Raw genomic sequence first — 16,434 nt, forward strand, 5'->3', positions numbered from 1 at the left:
CTATAAATACTAAACCAAAAGAAAAGGCTTACTATTGAGCTATCTTATTCATAAAATCGACAATGTACTTTGCAATTTCTACTGGTTTTTCTTCAACGCTAAAGTGCCCTGAATCGAGTAAATGCAGTTCAGCGTTCGGTACATCTTTTAAGTATGCTTTAGCGCCTTCGGCTATAAACGCAGGGTCGTTTTTACCCCATACAATTAACGTTGGTGGTTGGTACTTGCGTAAATAAGCTTGCCACTTTGGATAGTCGAGAAGGTTGTTGTAGTAATCTTGTAGCAATTGCACTTGAATTACTCTATCGGCTTTGGTTTGTAAAAAGTGAAGATCATGCGTCCAGCTATCTGGGCTCATCACTTCTGGGTTACTTTGTACGTCTCGTAAATACTGATTATTAATAATGGCTTTATCAGATGTGAACGAATAAATTTTATCACTCTGCGCTTTCGAACTATCTTCATTCGCGGCTTTAAAAAATGCTTGCCTCGGTAGGGTTAGCCCCTCTAAATACGCATTACCATTTTGTACAATAAGTGCATCAAGTTTATTAGGGTTATTTAACAACATTCTAAAGCCTACAGGTGCCCCAAAATCTTGTATATATAGGCTGTAGCGCTTTACTTTAAGCGTTGTTAGTAAGCCTTCAACGTATTGAGCTAGTAATTCAAAAGTATATTTTTGAGTTTCTGGGTTTGGGCGTTCGCTGTATCCTGAGCCTAAATAATCGGGTGCAATTACATGATAACGACCTGATAAAAGCGGGATCAATTCTCGGTAGCTGTGTGAAGACGACGGATAGCCATGTAAAAGCACAATGGTTTGCTTATGCTGGATGCCAGCTTCTCGGTAAAATATCTTTTTACCGTTTACATTTGCATATTTGTAAGCGGTTTTTGAAGGCCATACAGCATCAGCGGCATATACCTGAGCGGTAAGCGTAGACATTGAAACTAATAAAAACACAATAAATGAGACGATGTGAGCAGGTTTTACTTTAAGATTTTTTTGTATATCTGGGTGCATAAGTAAACTCGTTATTTTTGGTAATGACGCTTTATTAATTTACCAGACCCGTTATTTACACAATTGTATTCAGTTAATAATTACAAGTTACTACTAATAAGGACACAGTAACAATACCTGTGTTTTTAAAGCACATTACCAAATATATAGTTGATTAGAGGGTAAGTGGTTTTTTAGCAGCTTTTTGTACTTTAAAAAGAGATTCGTTAATTTACTTTTGTTACAATTGAGTTGTTGGCTTACAACATTTATACAATGTTAAGTGAGTATTTTGGAGGAAGGACGTGCTCGAACAAATAGAACAATGGATTGATGCAACAAATATTAAATATAAAACCCAAAGAATTAGCTGTGAGAAATTTGCTAGTGAGTTTGCAGGGTTTTATCCTGTCGAATTTTTAAAAAATGCCTTTTACGTTATTGTCGATGAAATACCCAAACCTAACTTTCCTTTTTTGCGTGAAATGGGATTAGACGATTTTATTGACATGGATGCCGCAGGTACTACATACAAAAACACTTATTACATGCTTCCTTACGTAGCTGATAATTTAGCTGTGCATTTTCATGAACTTGTTCACGTAGCCCAATGGAGTGAACTTGGTGCAGGGGCTTTTATGTTGCGTTACATAACCGAAATTCAGCAGGTTGGTTATGCAGCTGCGCCACTTGAAGTCATGGCGTATGGTCTTGATAAGCACTTTACAAATAATGGCAAGAAAATAAACGTGCCTGAACTCGTGGTTCAAGCGTTGTAGTTAATTAACATTTTCAAAGGATTGCATATGACACGCTTTACTGTTTTTTTACTGAGCTTACTTAGTGTAAATGCCTATGCGGCATCGTTTGATGACGATATTGTGGCTGCGTTACTTGAAAGAACAACACATAACGTTACCTACGATGGGTCTTATCGCTCTATTACTTATCCGGGTGGCGATGTGCCCGCTAATGTAGGGGTGTGTACCGATGTAGTTATTCGATCATATCGACTTTTAGGTATTGATTTGCAAAAGCTTGTGCATGAGGACATGTTAAAAAGCTTTGAGCTATATCCCTCTAAGCGTATTTGGGGTTTAACCAAACCGGATAAAAATATAGACCACCGCCGTGTGCCAAACTTACAGGCTTACTTTAAAAATCATGGCCAAGTGCTCGCTAAATCAAGTAACGTGAACGACTATAAAACGGGTGACATTGTAACGTGGATGCTGCCAGGTAATTTGCCGCACATTGGTATGGTTGTGAATGAGTTAGCAAAAGACACAGGGAATCCATTAATTGTTCATAATATTGGTCGAGGACCTGAAAAAAGCGACATGCTTTTCGATTTTAAAATTACGGGGCATTACCGTTTCGTCCCACAAGAATATAAATAACCAGATTATAAGTATGAGTTCTCTCATTTATTGATATTGCAGTATAAAGAAAAAGGATTTTGAACGTGAATACAAAAACCGATTCAAAAGAGGCTAGCCCAAAAGAGGTTAATCTTAAACAAAGTAAACTCGCTCCCAAAATAGCTAGCTTATTTATGAGTATTGCTTTTTCAGCCATAGGAACGGGTTTGTTTAGTTTGGTTGCAAGCTTACTTGGCAACGTAAATGTAACCGAAAAAACAGTTGGCAGTGTGTGGGTTTTACTGACCACATTTTTTGTTATTTTAAATGTATTTGGTGTCATTATTTGGCATAAACCGAAATGGTTAATTACTGCTATAAATAATGTGCTTAGGTTTGCTAAAGAGCGCAAAACAGCATTTTTTAGCGCCGTGCTAATGTTGATATTAATTATAGCAGGCTATTGTTTTTTTCTTTCCTTACCACAGCCAATTAGTTACAAAGCAACTCACTCTACACCTGCTGTTACCACTTTATCTGATGTTTTAAACCCTGAACCGCTTTATATTGATTTTACTCCCGTTTTAGATGATGTAGAAAACACGGATACAGTGTCTTACTCTGTCGCAAAGCTTGCGCTTGTTGGCAAAGTGATTCCCACAGGTATAAAAGTCACGCCTGAGCTAATTGGACAGTGGTCTTGGAATAGTGAAAGCCAGCTTAAATTTGTCCCAAAACAAGATTGGTCAGCAGGGCAAGAATATAAGGTGCGTTTTGATTCATCTATTTTTAAAAGTGATATACATCTAAGCGATAATGAGCATGTATTTAAAACTCCCAACTTTGAATTAACACTAAGCTCGCTCGCTTTTTATCAAGATCCTAACGTTAAAAAAAGTCACAAGGTGGTTGCAACATTAAAAGCGACTCACCCAACAGATATAAGCACCATAAAAAATAATTTAAAGCTGACTCAATCACTTGAGCAAGATGGCAAGAACGAACTCGCACAATATAAATTTGATGTTACTTACGACAAGCATCAACGAGAGATTTACATTACTTCAGAGCAAATACGTATTCAAGATACCGAAAGCTATCTGTATTTTGTTCTTAATAACGGTGTAAAGCCGGTTATGGGTCCTTCTCAAACAACAGTAGAGATTAAAGACGCCGTGTTGATCCCAAGTGTAAATAGCTTTTTTAGAGTAAATACGGCCAATGTGTTGATGGTAAAAAATACGCAAGGGGAGCCCGAACAAACACTTGTTTTAGACTTCACAGATGATATTTCATCGCAAGATGTGGTTAGTAAAACGACTGCTTACGTATTACCGGCTAAAGATTCAAAAGGTAATTATAAGTACTTCGGTAGTCCACGAGAGGTTACTGATGCAGTGCTTAAGCAATCTCAAAAAGTTAAGTTAAATGCGATTCCTACCGCGCAAGATACAACTAAGTTACACAGTTTTACGTTTGACGCCCCTCAAAACCAGCAAGTTTATATCGCGATTGATAAGGGATTAAAGTCGACGGGTGAGTTTAGGATGGTGAATAAATACGACACTATTTTAGATACGCCGGCTTATCCGACACAAGTAAATATTATGTCTAAAGGGTCTATATTATCAAAAAATGGCGATCATAAATTGTCATTTTTGACCCGCGGTGTAAACGCACTTCAAGTTAAAGTAGGTAGGGTAGAAGCCAATCAAATTAACCACCTTATAAGTCAAACCAGTGGTGATATTTCTAATCCAGAATTTAATAATTATTACTTTACAGAAGAAAACATAAGTTCAATTTTTACCAGACAAGTTAATTTAAAATCGGAGCACCCTAAAAAAGCGGTCTATTCATCTATTGATTTGAGTAGTAAGTATAATGAGTCAGTTGGTTTAGGCTTATTTTTTATAAATGCTCAAGCGTTAAATACAGAAGATAATTACGTATATGGCCCCCAAGAAAAACGACTTATCCTTATTACTGATTTAGGTATTTTGGTAAAAAATAATGCAGATGGATCTCGCGATATATTTGTCCAATCTATTGAAACAGGAAAACCGGTAGCAAAAGCGAAGGTGTCGTTATTGGGTAAAAACGGATTAGTTATTTTAAATGCTAAAACAGATTCTGAGGGGCACGCATTTTTCGACAACACAACGTGGTTTACTGATGATCAAACTCCCGTTGCTTTTGTAGTCGAAACTAAAAGTGACATGTCTTTTATTCCTTATAATCGCTATGCTCGAATGGTTAACTACTCTCGGTTTGATACCGGCGGTGTAAGTTCTGGGCTCAGTGGTAGTAATAAAATAGATGCGTTTGTTTTTTCTGACCGTGGAATTTATCGACCAGGCGATAGTGTTAAACTTGCCACGATTGTGAAGCAACAAAACTTTGCAAAACTGGGCGATATACCGCTTGAACTTATAATTACCGATCCTAAAGGGACAACTGTTTATAATAAACGAGTGAGCTTAGATAAGTATGGATTGCTTGATTTTGACTTTAAAACACAAAATAGCGCCAATACCGGAACGTATTATGTATCGGTCCAACTTATTAAAAATAATAATAGCCGCGACCAATTAGGCAGTACTCAGTTTAAAGTTGAAGAGTTTGTACCCGATAGATTGAAAATTAGTAGTCAATTTTCTCAATCATCTGCAAAGGGGTGGGTAAACAGCTCAAAATTTAAAGCATTGGTGAGCCTTCAAAACTTATTTGGTACACCTGCTCAAAATAGACGTGTTACTGCTGATTTACATTTATCTCCAGCTGGTTTTTACTTTAATGAATACAAAGATTATGTGTTTTCTGATCCCCACAGTGAAGGAAAAAATATTAGACACAGTTATGAATCATTAACCGAAACCAAAACTGATGAACAAGGCAAGGCAGAATTTGATATTGACTTAACTCGCTATGAGGCAGGTACTTATCAGTTAAATTTTGCAGTACAAGGGTATGAAGAAGGCGGTGGTAAAAGTGTTCGTGCAAGCAGCTCGGTGCTTGTTTCACCCGTTGAGCAGTTAGTTGGTTATAAAGCCGATGGCGATTTAAGCTACATATCAAAAGAGTCAAAACGTGTTGTAAAATTTATTAATATTAATTCAGAAACTGAGCAAGTAGCTCGTGATGATTTATCGCTAAATTTAATAGAACAACAATATGTATCTACGTTGGTGCAACAAAATAACGGCACTTATAAGTACCAATCGGTTAGAAAAAACAAACAGATATCAAGCAACCCGTTTTACATTAAACAAGATGGCGCAAACTACGAATTACCCACTGCTGAACCAGGTGATTACTTAATAGAACTCGTTGATGGCAAAGGGAATACCGTCAGTAGGGTATCGTTTACGATAACCGGCACGGGTAACTTAGCGGGTAAGCTTGAAAAAAATGCTGAACTGCAAGTTCAATTAAATAAACCGGATTACAAACCTGGCGAAACAATCGAAATAAGTATTGTAGCGCCTTATGTTGGCTCGGGTTTAATTACAATTGAAACCAATAAAGTACACGCTTTTAAATGGTTTGAGAGTAAAACAACAAGTAGCATACAAACAATAACGTTACCTCAAGGGATAGAAGGCAATGCGTATGTTAATGTTTCATTTGTTCGAAGCCTCGAATCGAAAGAAATATTTACAAGCCCATTAAGCTACGCAGTTAAACCATTTGCGATTGATCGTAGTAAACGCGCAATAGATTTTGACGTAAACATACCTGATAAAGTAAAACCAGGTGACGATTTAGTCATTTCATATAGTGCCAAATCACCTTCACGTGTTCTGTTATTTGCTGTAGATGAAGGTATTTTACAAGTGGCGAATTATCGGACGCCAAAGCCGTTAAATCACTTCTTACAAAAACGTGCTTTAGAAGTTAGTACTATGCAAATTGTTGATCTTATTTTACCTGAATTTAAACTAGTGCAAGAGCTTGCAGCTGCGGGTGGTGGTTATGCTGACTCAATGGCAATGAACCGCAAGAGCAAGCAACTTAACCCGTTTTCTCGTAAGGTACAAAAACCAGTCGCATTTTGGTCTGGTATTTTATCGGCTGATGCTAAAACGAAAAAACATACGTTTACTATCCCAGATACTTTTGTGGGTCAGGTACGTGTAATTGCTATTGCCGTAAATGACGAGGGTGTTGGTGTTAAAGAAAGTACAACACTTGTGAAAGGGCCCTTTGTATTAACTCCTAATGTATTAACGACAGCAGCACCAGGCGATGAGTTTAATATTGTACTTGGTATTGCTAATGGCGTTGAGGATTCAGGTAAACAACTGCCAATTACGGTAGAAGCGCTTACTTCAAGCAACATTGAAATAATAAGCGATAAAAAATTAACGCTAAATATTGATGAAAAATCAGAAGACACATTAACGTTTAGAGTGAAAGTGCTTGATAAGCTTGGCGCTGCATCAATTACATTTACTGCGTTATCGGGTGATAATGTTAGCCAACGCACGGCAACGTTAAGTGTGCGCCCTGCGGTTGCATTTGTTAGTAGCTTTGAAAGTGGCTTTAGTGAATCAGGTAAAAAAGAAATAGCGGTTTCGAGACAGCTATATCCTAACTTATCACAAAATAATATTACCGCTTCACAAAGCCCGTTAGCGCTTGTTGATGGTCTTATTAATTATTTAGATAACTTTCCTCATATGTGTACCGAGCAAGTAGTGAGTAGTGTGTTTCCGGTGCTGAGTTATTTAGAACACCCAAGTTATATGGGCGATGTATCTTATAAACATGAGCGTATAAACAACTTAATAGATACCCTTCGTCAACGTCAGTTACCTGATGGCAGATTTATGTTATGGCCGGGTAATTCTAGTGCATCTATTTATTCTTCTCTTTATGTTATGCATTTTTTATTAGATGCAAAAGAAGCGGGCGTAGCAATACCTTATGATATGTGGAGCAGTGGTTTTGAAGGTGTGCGCAGTATAGCGAGCGGATCTTTAGAGACGAATGACAGAAACCGCGCTTATGCCATTTATTTGCTAACACGACAAGGTGAGGTAACAACTAATTACTTATCTGATTTAGAAAAAAGTGTAAATGCGAGTAATAGCAAAGTATGGCAACAAGATATAACGTCCGCGTTTATGGGCGCAACTTATCAGCTATTACGTGCAAGCGACAAAGCGCAAGCACTGATCAATAGCTATAAAATTGGGCAAGATACCCAACACGATAATTGGGGCGCTTACGACTCACGTTTAGCTCACGACGGACAGTATATTTATTTGTTATCAAAACATTTTCCTGCTCGCTTAAAGCAGTTAACTAAAGATGATTTGTTTAATGTCGTTGACCCTATTTTTAAAGGAGACTACAACACGTTGTCGTCTGCTTGGTCTGTACTTGCTATGACGGCATACTCAAAAGTTGCGTTATCACAAGCCCAGCCTGAAGATGTAAAAATAATGGCAACAACGACAATGGCAGAAAAAAAGGCATTAGACGTAACCTATACACCTTATCCTAAAGCCTCGTTTTTAAATGACGTTAAAACGCTTGATGTATTAGCGCCACCTCGCTCATTTTACATGATGAGCCAAGCTGGTTTTGATACAAACGTGCCACAAAAGTCATTAAGTAATGGTTTAGAAGTTGTCAGAGAATACCAAGACGATAAAGGTAATGTGATAACCACCGCTGTTCAAGGTCAAGAACTAAACGTTGTATTACGAGTGCGTAGTACAACGGGTAAAAATATTTCGGATGTTGCTGTTATTGATTTACTACCTGGTGGGTTTGAAGTACTCAGAGACAGCGTTCGCAATAGTTATAATCGCTGGACCTCTGATTATAAAGATATACGAGAGGATCGCGTTATATTGTATGGCAGCTTTGGCGATAGCATGACTGAGCTTACTTATAAGGTTAAGGCTACTGCATCTGGCAGCTTTGTAGTGCCATCGGCTTATGCTGAATCTATGTATGATTTAAGTATTAAAGCGCACTCAAAATCGGGTCGTTTTGATGTTACCGCCGCTAAATAAAAAGCTTAGTTTTATAATAAAAATGGCTTTTTTTACAACAGCACTGCTTGCAGTGCTGTTGTATTTGTTTACTCCAAAGCCTGATATTACCCAGCCCAATGCTTACTCAACGGCTTTTTACGATAGCAGTGATAAATTACTTCGTTTAAATTTAGCCGCAGACGATAGATATAGATTATGGACGCCAATAGATAAAATCCCTTTGAGCGTTCAACAAGCTACTTTATTGTATGAAGACCAAGACTTTTATGAGCATATTGGTATCGATTTTATTGCTTTAATAAATGCGTTTTATACTAGCTATATTAAAAGAAGTCACCGAGTCGGTGCGTCAACAATAACAATGCAAGTAGCTCGGTTGCACTTGGGGATGAACACGCATGTTATTTTTGGAAAAGTAGAACAAATACTTCGAGCGTTACAAATTGAGAGACACTACAGTAAAAACCAAATACTCGAGGCGTATTTTAACTTAGCGCCTTATGGATCAAATATTGAAGGTGTTGGTGCAGCCAGTTTAATTTATTTTAAGAAACCAGCTATTGATCTTAATTTACCTGAGTCATTATTACTTAGCTTAATCCCGCAAAACCCAACCAAACGAAATCCCATTAAAAAATCGGCTAAACTGGTATTGCTAGAAACAAGAAAAAAACTGTTTACTCGTTGGCTTGAAACCCACCCAGACGATAAACACTGGCTAGCAGCTATGCAATTACCGATAAAGGTATATGCCTCTTCAGACTTGCCTTTTGAAGCTCCACATTTTATTGATAATTTACAAAGCGAGTACCCGCACCTAAAGCCTGGAGAATATAAAACGTCGATAGACCTTAATTTACAAAACTTACTTCAGCGCCATGCAAGAAATTACATTAATCGCAGGCATAGAGACGGGCTTAGTAATACGTCTGCTATTTTACTAAATTATAAAACTATGGAAGTAGTTGCTGAATTAGGCTCTGTGGATTTTTTTAATAATGACATTAGCGGTCAAGTAAATGGTGTAAGAGCTAAACGTTCACCAGGTTCAACCCTTAAACCATTTATTTATGCGCTTGCTATAGACGAAGGGTTAATTCATCCATTAACGCTTGTAAAAGATGCCCCCAAACGCTTTGGAGGATATACACCAGAGAATTACGATCAGCAGTTTTTAGGGCCTATATCGGCTACTGAATCGCTAGTGCTGAGCCGTAATGTGCCTGCTGTTAATTTGATGTATCGCTTACAAAAAGTTGGGCTATACGATTTACTCGTTGCAGCCGATATTAAAAAGCTTCAGCCCAAAGAGTTTTATGGTTTAGCGCTTGCGCTGGGCGGCAGTGAAGTAACGATGCTAGAGCTCGTTAAGTTATACGCCATGTTAGCTAATTTAGGGGTGTATAAGGATGAAGTTATATTAAAAAAAGACGCCACTGTTATTAACGAAAACAACCCAAATAATCAAAACAATCATATCAAGCAACTCATCAGCCCAGAGGCAGCCTACCTGACTTTACAAATGCTAAGTGAAAATAGTGCAGTTGATGAAATCTCATTTCAAAAAGAAAGAAGACAATCATACCCTGTATATTGGAAAACAGGTACTTCATTTGCTTTTCGCGATGCATGGTCAGTAGGTATTGTTGGTCCGTATGTTTTAGCTACATGGGTGGGTAATTTCTCAGGAGAAGGGCACCCATCTTTTATTGGGCGACAAGCAGCCGCGCCTGTATTTTTTGAAATAATACGTTCATTAGATAGTTACGGCTTAATCAAAGGCAATATAAAACCAGGTGGTTTAAATATTACAGAAGTAGATATTTGTTCAACAACAGGTGATTTACCTAATGTGCATTGCCCTAAAACAGAAAAAGGGCTTTTTATTCCAGGTAAGTCGCCAATTAAAGTGTCCGATGTACATCGTGAAATTTATATTGATAAAGTATCGGGATTACGTGCTTGTCAGTATGTTGAATCTACAACTACAAAGGCAGTTTATGAATTTTGGCCATCTGACTTAGTCAGATTATTTAAACAAGCAGGCATTGTTAAACGCCAGCCTCCACCTTATTTAGATTCATGCTTAATTAATGACACGAGTACACGAGGCTCAGCACCGAGTATTACATCCCCGAGTAATTTAATTAGCTACACGATAAGAGCCAGTAAATTGAAGCAAGAAGGCCTGCCTTTTAGCGCAATCACAGATACAGATTCACGTATTTTATATTGGTTTGTAGATAACAGCTTTGTTGGTAAAGTAGAGCGAGATACGCCTTTTTTCTGGCACCCGCAAGTAGGCGAATTTGACGTAAGAGTGGTTGATAATTTAGGGCGTAGCGCATCAGTTTCAATGCGTGTAAAGCTCGTTCAGTGATACGTAAATAAGCTAAAGAGCTAGTCATCGGGTATTAAGCAATTAGATTGGCGTTTATAAACTGTATTTAGCGTTTAGACTACTTTAAATTAATACTTACATTGCCATTGGGTTTACAGCAGCACAGGAGTATTTCGCCTTCGCGCACAAACGCAAGTGGCTCTTCGTTATATTCAACACTACCTGACACTAACGTTGCTCTACAAGCGCCGCAGTAACCTTCACGGCATTGGAATGCGACGTCTATTTTCATGGACTCTAAGCACTGTAAAAGAGAAGGGCAGCCAGCGGTAAATTCTATACACTGGCTGTTTTCTGCAAGCGTTATGCTTGCAGTAGACTTGTCACTCATTATAAATCAAAATCACCAAATTCTGATGCATCAACTTGAGAGTCTATTTGACCAACAAGGTATGAGCTAATTTCTGCTTCTTGAGGCGCTACTTGCACGTTATCAGACACTAACCACGAGTTTATCCATGGGATAGGGTTACTGTTGTTTTCAAACTGTGCTGGCAAGCCAATGGCAGTCATACGTGCATTAGTAATGTATTCAACGTACTGACATAAAATATGCTTATTTAAGCCAATCATTGAACCATCTTTAAATAAATACTCAGCCCACTCTTTTTCTTGCTCTGCAGCATCAACAAACATTTTAATCGCTTCGTCGCGGCACTGGGCTGCAACAATCGCCATTTCTGGGTCGTCTTTACCGTCTTGCATAATGTTTAAAATATGCTGAGTACCCGAAAGGTGAAGTGCTTCATCGCGCGCAATAAGTTTGATGATTTTAGCGTTACCTTCCATCAATTCACGCTCAGCAAACGCAAACGAACATGCAAAGCTTACGTAAAAGCGAATCGCTTCAAGAATATTTACCGACATCATAGCCAGATAAAGTTTCTTTTTAAGCTCAAACAAATTCACGATAACAGTTTTACCGTTAATCTCGTGTTTGCCTTCACCATATAAATTGTAAAGCGATACAGAGTTGATTAAGTCGTCGTAGTATTTAGTTACGGCATCGGCACGTTCGCTAATTTTATCGTTGCTAACAATATCATCAAAAATAAGTTCAGGCGCTTGTGTTACGTTACGGATAATATGCGTGTATGAGCGGCTGTGAATCGTCTCACTAAATGCCCACGTTTCTATCCATGTTTCAAGCTCTGGTAGCGATACAATAGGGAGTAGGGCAACGTTTGGCGAGCGACCTTGCACACTATCAAGCAAAGTTTGGTATTTTAGGTTACTTAAAAATATATGCTTTTCGTGATCGGGTAACGCTTGAAAGTCTAAACGGTCTTTACTTACATCTACTTCCTCAGGACGCCAAAAGAAAGACAGTTGCTTCTCGATTAATTTTTCAAAAATAGGGTATTTTTGTTGGTCGTAACGAGATACGTTTACAGTTTGGCCAAAAAACATTGGCTCTTGCATTTGGTTATTGTGGTTTCGGCTAAAAGTAGTATAAGACATGTTTATCACTCAAAAAACTATCAGAAAAAGCGGGCTAAATGCCCGCTTAAAATAAAAATCAGCAGTTATATTTTACACGCGCCGCCTTCACAATCATCATCTTCCACTTCTGGAGTATCTTCTTGCATATCTGAGGCACCATCACGAGTATTGTGGTAGTACAAGGTTTTAACACCTAGTTTGTACGCGCTTAGTAAGTCTTTTAATAAGACTTGCATAGGTACTTTACCGCCTTCGAACTTATTTGGATCATAATTTGTATTTGCAGAAATTGTTTGGTCTACAAATTTTTGCATTATACCAACAAGCTGCAAGTAACCATCGTTTGATGGAATGTCCCACAGTAGCTCGTATTGATCTTTTAAACGCTCATACTCAGGAACAACTTGCTTTAAAATACCGTCTTTACTTGCTTTAACGCTAATATGTCCACGTGGTGGCTCAATACCATTTGTTGCATTAGAGATTTGCGACGATGTTTCTGATGGCATTAACGCACTTAGTGTTGAGTTACGCATACCGTGCTCTTTAATATTTGCACGTAGTGTATCCCAATCAAGATGAAGTGGCTCATCACAAATTTTATCTAAATCACGTTTGTACGTATCTGTTGGCATAATGCCTTGTGAATACGTTGTTTCGTTAAACTTAGGACAGGCGCCACGCTCTTTAGCAAGCTCGTTTGATGCTTTCATCAAGTAGTATTGAATAGCTTCAAAAGTTTTATGTGTTAATGCATTTGCGCTGCCATCTGAATAACGCTTACCGTTTTTAGCTAGGTAGTATGCGTAGTTAATCACGCCTATACCAAGTGTACGACGACCCATAGTTGCATTTTTAGCAGCCGGTACTGGGTAGTCTTGGAAATCAAGTAAGTTATCAAGGGCGCGTACTGCAAGTTCAGCTAGCTCTTCAAGCTCATCAAGTGATTCTATTGCACCTAAGTTAAACGCAGACAGTGTACAAAGGGCAATTTCGCCTTCTTCGTCATTTACGTTATTAAGTGGCTTAGTTGGCAATGCAATTTCTAAACATAAGTTAGATTGGCGAATAGGCGCAACTTTAGCAATGAACGGGCTGTGTGTATTACAGTGATCCACATTTTGTAAATAAATACGACCTGTACTTGCACGCTCTTGCGCAAACATAGAGAAAAGCTCAATCGCTTTAATGCGTTTTTTACGAATAGACTCATCTTGTTCGTATTTTACGTAAAGCGCGTCAAACTCAGCTTGATCTTCAAAAAATGCATCGTAAAGGCCAGGCACATCTGATGGGCTAAATAACGTAATGTAGTCGTCTTTAATTAAACGAGAGTACATTAGTTTATTAAACTGTACGCCGTAATCTAGGTGACGAACACGGTTGTCGTCTACACCACGGTTATTTTTAAGCACAAGTAGGTTCTCTACCTCTAAATGCCAAAGCGGGTAAAACAATGTTGCAGCGCCGCCACGTACACCACCTTGCGAACAACTTTTAACAGCTGTTTGAAAGTGCTTATAAAAAGGAATACAACCTGTGTGGTACGCTTCGCCGTTACGAATATGGCTACCTAGCGCACGAATTCGACCAGCATTAATACCAATACCTGCGCGTTGTGAAACGTATTTAACAATAGCTGACGACGTTGCATTGATTGAATCAAGGCTATCGCCACATTCAATTAATACACACGAGCTAAACTGGCGAGTAGGTGTACGTACACCCGACATAATTGGCGTTGGTAGAGATATTTTAAATAACGATACTGCGTCGTAAAAGCGCTTAATGTAAGAAACGCGTGTTTCACGTGGGTAGTCAGAGAATAAGCTCGCTGCTACTAAAATATATAAAAACTGTGCACTTTCGTAGATTTCACCCGATACACGGTTTTGAACGAGATACTTACCTTCAAGCTGTTTTACAGCCGCGTAGCTAAAGTTAAGATCGCGAGAATGATCAAGATATGCATCAAGCTCGTCTAATTCTTGCTCTGTGTAATCTACTAATAAGTGAGCATCGTAGCGTTTATCGCCAACCATTTTTGTTACGTGGTCAAATAAACGTGGTGGCTCAAATTGACCGTACGCTTTTTTACGTAAATGGAATACAGCTAAACGTGCAGCTAAGTATTGATAATCAGGCGATTCTTTTGAAATCTGATCCGCTGCTGCTTTAATGATGGTTTCGTGAATGTCTTTAGTACGAATACCGTCGTAAAACTGAATGTGCGATTTTAATTCAACTTGCGAAACCGAAACGTTGCTTAAACCTTCGGCGGCCCATTCAATGACGCGATGGATCTTATCCAGATCAAGAGGCTCTTTGCGCCCGTCACGTTTGCTTACAGATAACTGTTGGTTCATTTGCCTGTATTCCTTGGGAATTATGTATTTTGACCAATGCTTTATGCCTCGCCGAAGCAAGGTACATACTCATTTATTATAGGTTTCACCGTATTGGCGAATTTAATTGAATAACATTTGGCCACAATATCTGGTGTTGTTCAATTTAGAGATCACAAGATAGTGTGGTCTGAGTTGTTTTGCAAGGGACATAATTGCCCCTGTTTGTGGATAACTTTGGGATAACGCATTTGTGTTAGTAGACACTCACCTTCGAACAATCATTTAAGTTGAAATATGCAAAAATCAACTAATGATCTGCTAAATTTACTCATTTTAAAAATAAATTTTGACTGCTTTTTTTATCAGCAAGCTTTGTGTGAAAACTAACACAATCACAATATATAGTGTTTAATAATTAACATAGCACTATATATGGTTAAAACCATCAATTGGGCTTTGCCAGTTAAAATCAGCATTCCAGCTGTTGGCTTCATCAATACTTGGAATGTAACCCCAAAGTGCCGTTGCGGTATGCATACCTGCCGCTTTGCCTGCTTGTATGTCACGCTGTGCATCACCAATGTATAAACAACGGCTTGGTTCTACCTGCATAAGCTTTGCACAATGTAGCAGTGGTAAAGGTGATGGCTTAGCTTCAGCTAATGTGTCGCCACTTATTACTACACTGGCATTTTTTAATGCGGGAATAGCTGCCACTAAAGGATCGGTTAAAAACCCTGGTTTATTAGTCATGATCCCCCATTTGATCTTTTTCTGATCAAGGGCGATAAGTAACGATTCAACTCCGCTGAAGCAACGTGTGTGATTTGCTATGTTTGTGGCGTACTCGTCAACTAATTGCTTTATAAGCTCGCTTTGGGGTTGTTTAGCCCATAATTCTTTAAAACCAGCCTCTAATAATGCACCTGCGCCGTTAGATGCGGCAGGACGGTATATATCACTACTAACAGGTTCTATTTTATTGCTAATAAGGACTGTGTTTAAAGCGGCACCTAAATCATCAGCGGTGTCGAGTAGGGTGCCGTCTAAATCAAATAAAAATGCATCGTACTCAATAAGGGGTAGGGGGGCTTGAGAGTTAGCCATTAAGCTAACTTCTCAAAATAAAGTATGTAATTTACGCTAACGTCACTATTGAGCGTATATTGCTTTGATAGTGGGTTATAAGAAAGCCCTGTACTTGCACGAACTTTTAAACCGGCTTGCTCTGCCCATGCAATAAGCTGTGCAGGCTTTATAAACTTTTTATGGTCGTGTGTACCTTCAGGCACCATTTTTAAGAGTTTTTCAGCGCCAACAATAGCGTATAAATATGCTTTAGGTGTTTTGTTCAGGGTTGAAAAAAACACGTCCGCGCCTGGTTTGGCAAGTGCGGCTACGGCATGAATGATAGATGCTGGGTCGGGAACGTGTTCAAGCATTTCCATACACGTTATTACATCAAAGCGCTCAGGGTACTGTGTTGCAAACTCTTCTGCAGGCACTTTTATATAATCTACATTTACGCCAGTTTCTAAACTGTGCAACTTAGCAACGGTTAGAGGCTCTTGGCCCATATCGATGCCAGTTACTTTTGCACCCATACGCGCCATGCTTTGGCTTAAAATACCGCCGCCACAGCCAACGTCGAGTGTTTCTTTATCGAATAAGCCTTGCGTTTTGTTTGCTATAAAGTCTAAACGTAACGGGTTAATTTCGTGAAGAGGTTTGAATTCTCCGTCTAGGTCCCACCAACGCTCAGCGATGGCTTCAAATTTTGCTATTTCTGCGTGATCTACATTTTGATGTTCGGTCATAAAATACTTCCTCGTCAATCTGAGGCCATTATATAGGGCTAAATTGA

Annotated in this window: 10 protein-coding genes; 4 read left to right on the forward strand and 6 right to left on the reverse strand. The window is 38.7% G+C overall.

Annotated elements, in window-relative coordinates; all coding sequences use genetic code 11:
• Positions 1-31: 31 nt before the first annotated feature.
• Entirely contained in the window at positions 32-1,027 is a 996-nt protein-coding gene (locus tag I6F47_RS12250; RefSeq protein ID WP_197183942.1) for an alpha/beta fold hydrolase, read from the reverse strand.
• A 284-nt stretch (positions 1,028-1,311) separates the two neighbouring features.
• Between I6F47_RS12250 and I6F47_RS12255 the strand changes: the two genes are divergently transcribed.
• From I6F47_RS12255 to pbpC, 4 genes are all read left to right on the forward strand, one after another.
• Positions 1,312-1,785, forward strand: coding sequence for a hypothetical protein (locus I6F47_RS12255; protein ID WP_197183943.1), 474 nt, complete (start codon positions 1,312-1,314; stop codon positions 1,783-1,785).
• Between the two features lie 27 nt (positions 1,786-1,812).
• Positions 1,813-2,406 carry a DUF1287 domain-containing protein gene (locus I6F47_RS12260; RefSeq protein WP_165743582.1) on the forward strand — a complete coding sequence of 198 codons (594 nt, stop codon included), beginning with the start codon at positions 1,813-1,815 and terminating at the stop codon, positions 2,404-2,406.
• A gap of 65 nt (positions 2,407-2,471) precedes the next feature.
• Entirely contained in the window at positions 2,472-8,396 is a 5,925-nt protein-coding gene (locus I6F47_RS12265) for an alpha-2-macroglobulin family protein (RefSeq protein WP_197183944.1), read from the forward strand.
• A 22-nt stretch (positions 8,397-8,418) separates the two neighbouring features.
• Positions 8,419-10,758: a penicillin-binding protein 1C gene (gene pbpC / locus I6F47_RS12270; protein WP_231609219.1), complete on the forward strand. Its 2,340-nt coding sequence runs from the start codon at positions 8,419-8,421 to the stop codon at positions 10,756-10,758.
• A gap of 79 nt (positions 10,759-10,837) precedes the next feature.
• Here the strand turns inward: pbpC and yfaE are convergent, their stop codons facing one another.
• The 5 genes from yfaE to ubiG all read right to left on the reverse strand — a co-directional run bounded on the left by yfaE (position 10,838) and on the right by ubiG (position 16,387).
• The gene (gene yfaE, locus I6F47_RS12275) at positions 10,838-11,110 is read right to left on the reverse strand and encodes a class I ribonucleotide reductase maintenance protein YfaE (RefSeq protein ID WP_007583035.1); all 273 of its coding nucleotides are present in this window, start codon (positions 11,108-11,110) and stop codon (positions 10,838-10,840) included.
• Entirely contained in the window at positions 11,110-12,240 is a 1,131-nt protein-coding gene (gene nrdB, locus I6F47_RS12280; RefSeq protein WP_007583038.1) for a class Ia ribonucleoside-diphosphate reductase subunit beta, read from the reverse strand. The genes yfaE and nrdB overlap by 1 nt, the downstream gene beginning before the upstream one ends.
• Positions 12,241-12,305: 65 nt before the next feature.
• Positions 12,306-14,588: a class 1a ribonucleoside-diphosphate reductase subunit alpha gene (nrdA, locus tag I6F47_RS12285; protein WP_010552863.1), complete on the reverse strand. Its 2,283-nt coding sequence runs from the start codon at positions 14,586-14,588 to the stop codon at positions 12,306-12,308.
• Positions 14,589-14,996: 408 nt separating this feature from the next.
• Positions 14,997-15,677 carry an HAD family hydrolase gene (locus tag I6F47_RS12290; protein WP_165721554.1) on the reverse strand — a complete coding sequence of 227 codons (681 nt, stop codon included), beginning with the start codon at positions 15,675-15,677 and terminating at the stop codon, positions 14,997-14,999.
• Complete coding sequence (gene ubiG, locus I6F47_RS12295) at positions 15,677-16,387, reverse strand: bifunctional 2-polyprenyl-6-hydroxyphenol methylase/3-demethylubiquinol 3-O-methyltransferase UbiG (RefSeq protein WP_008171708.1); 711 nt, start codon at positions 16,385-16,387, stop codon at positions 15,677-15,679. Before ubiG ends, I6F47_RS12290 begins: the two co-directional genes overlap by 1 nt.
• Between the last annotated feature and the right edge of the window lie 47 nt (positions 16,388-16,434).

This window comes from Pseudoalteromonas sp. NZS37 (genome assembly GCF_015864265.1).
Lineage (GTDB): Bacteria > Pseudomonadota > Gammaproteobacteria > Enterobacterales > Alteromonadaceae > Pseudoalteromonas > Pseudoalteromonas arctica.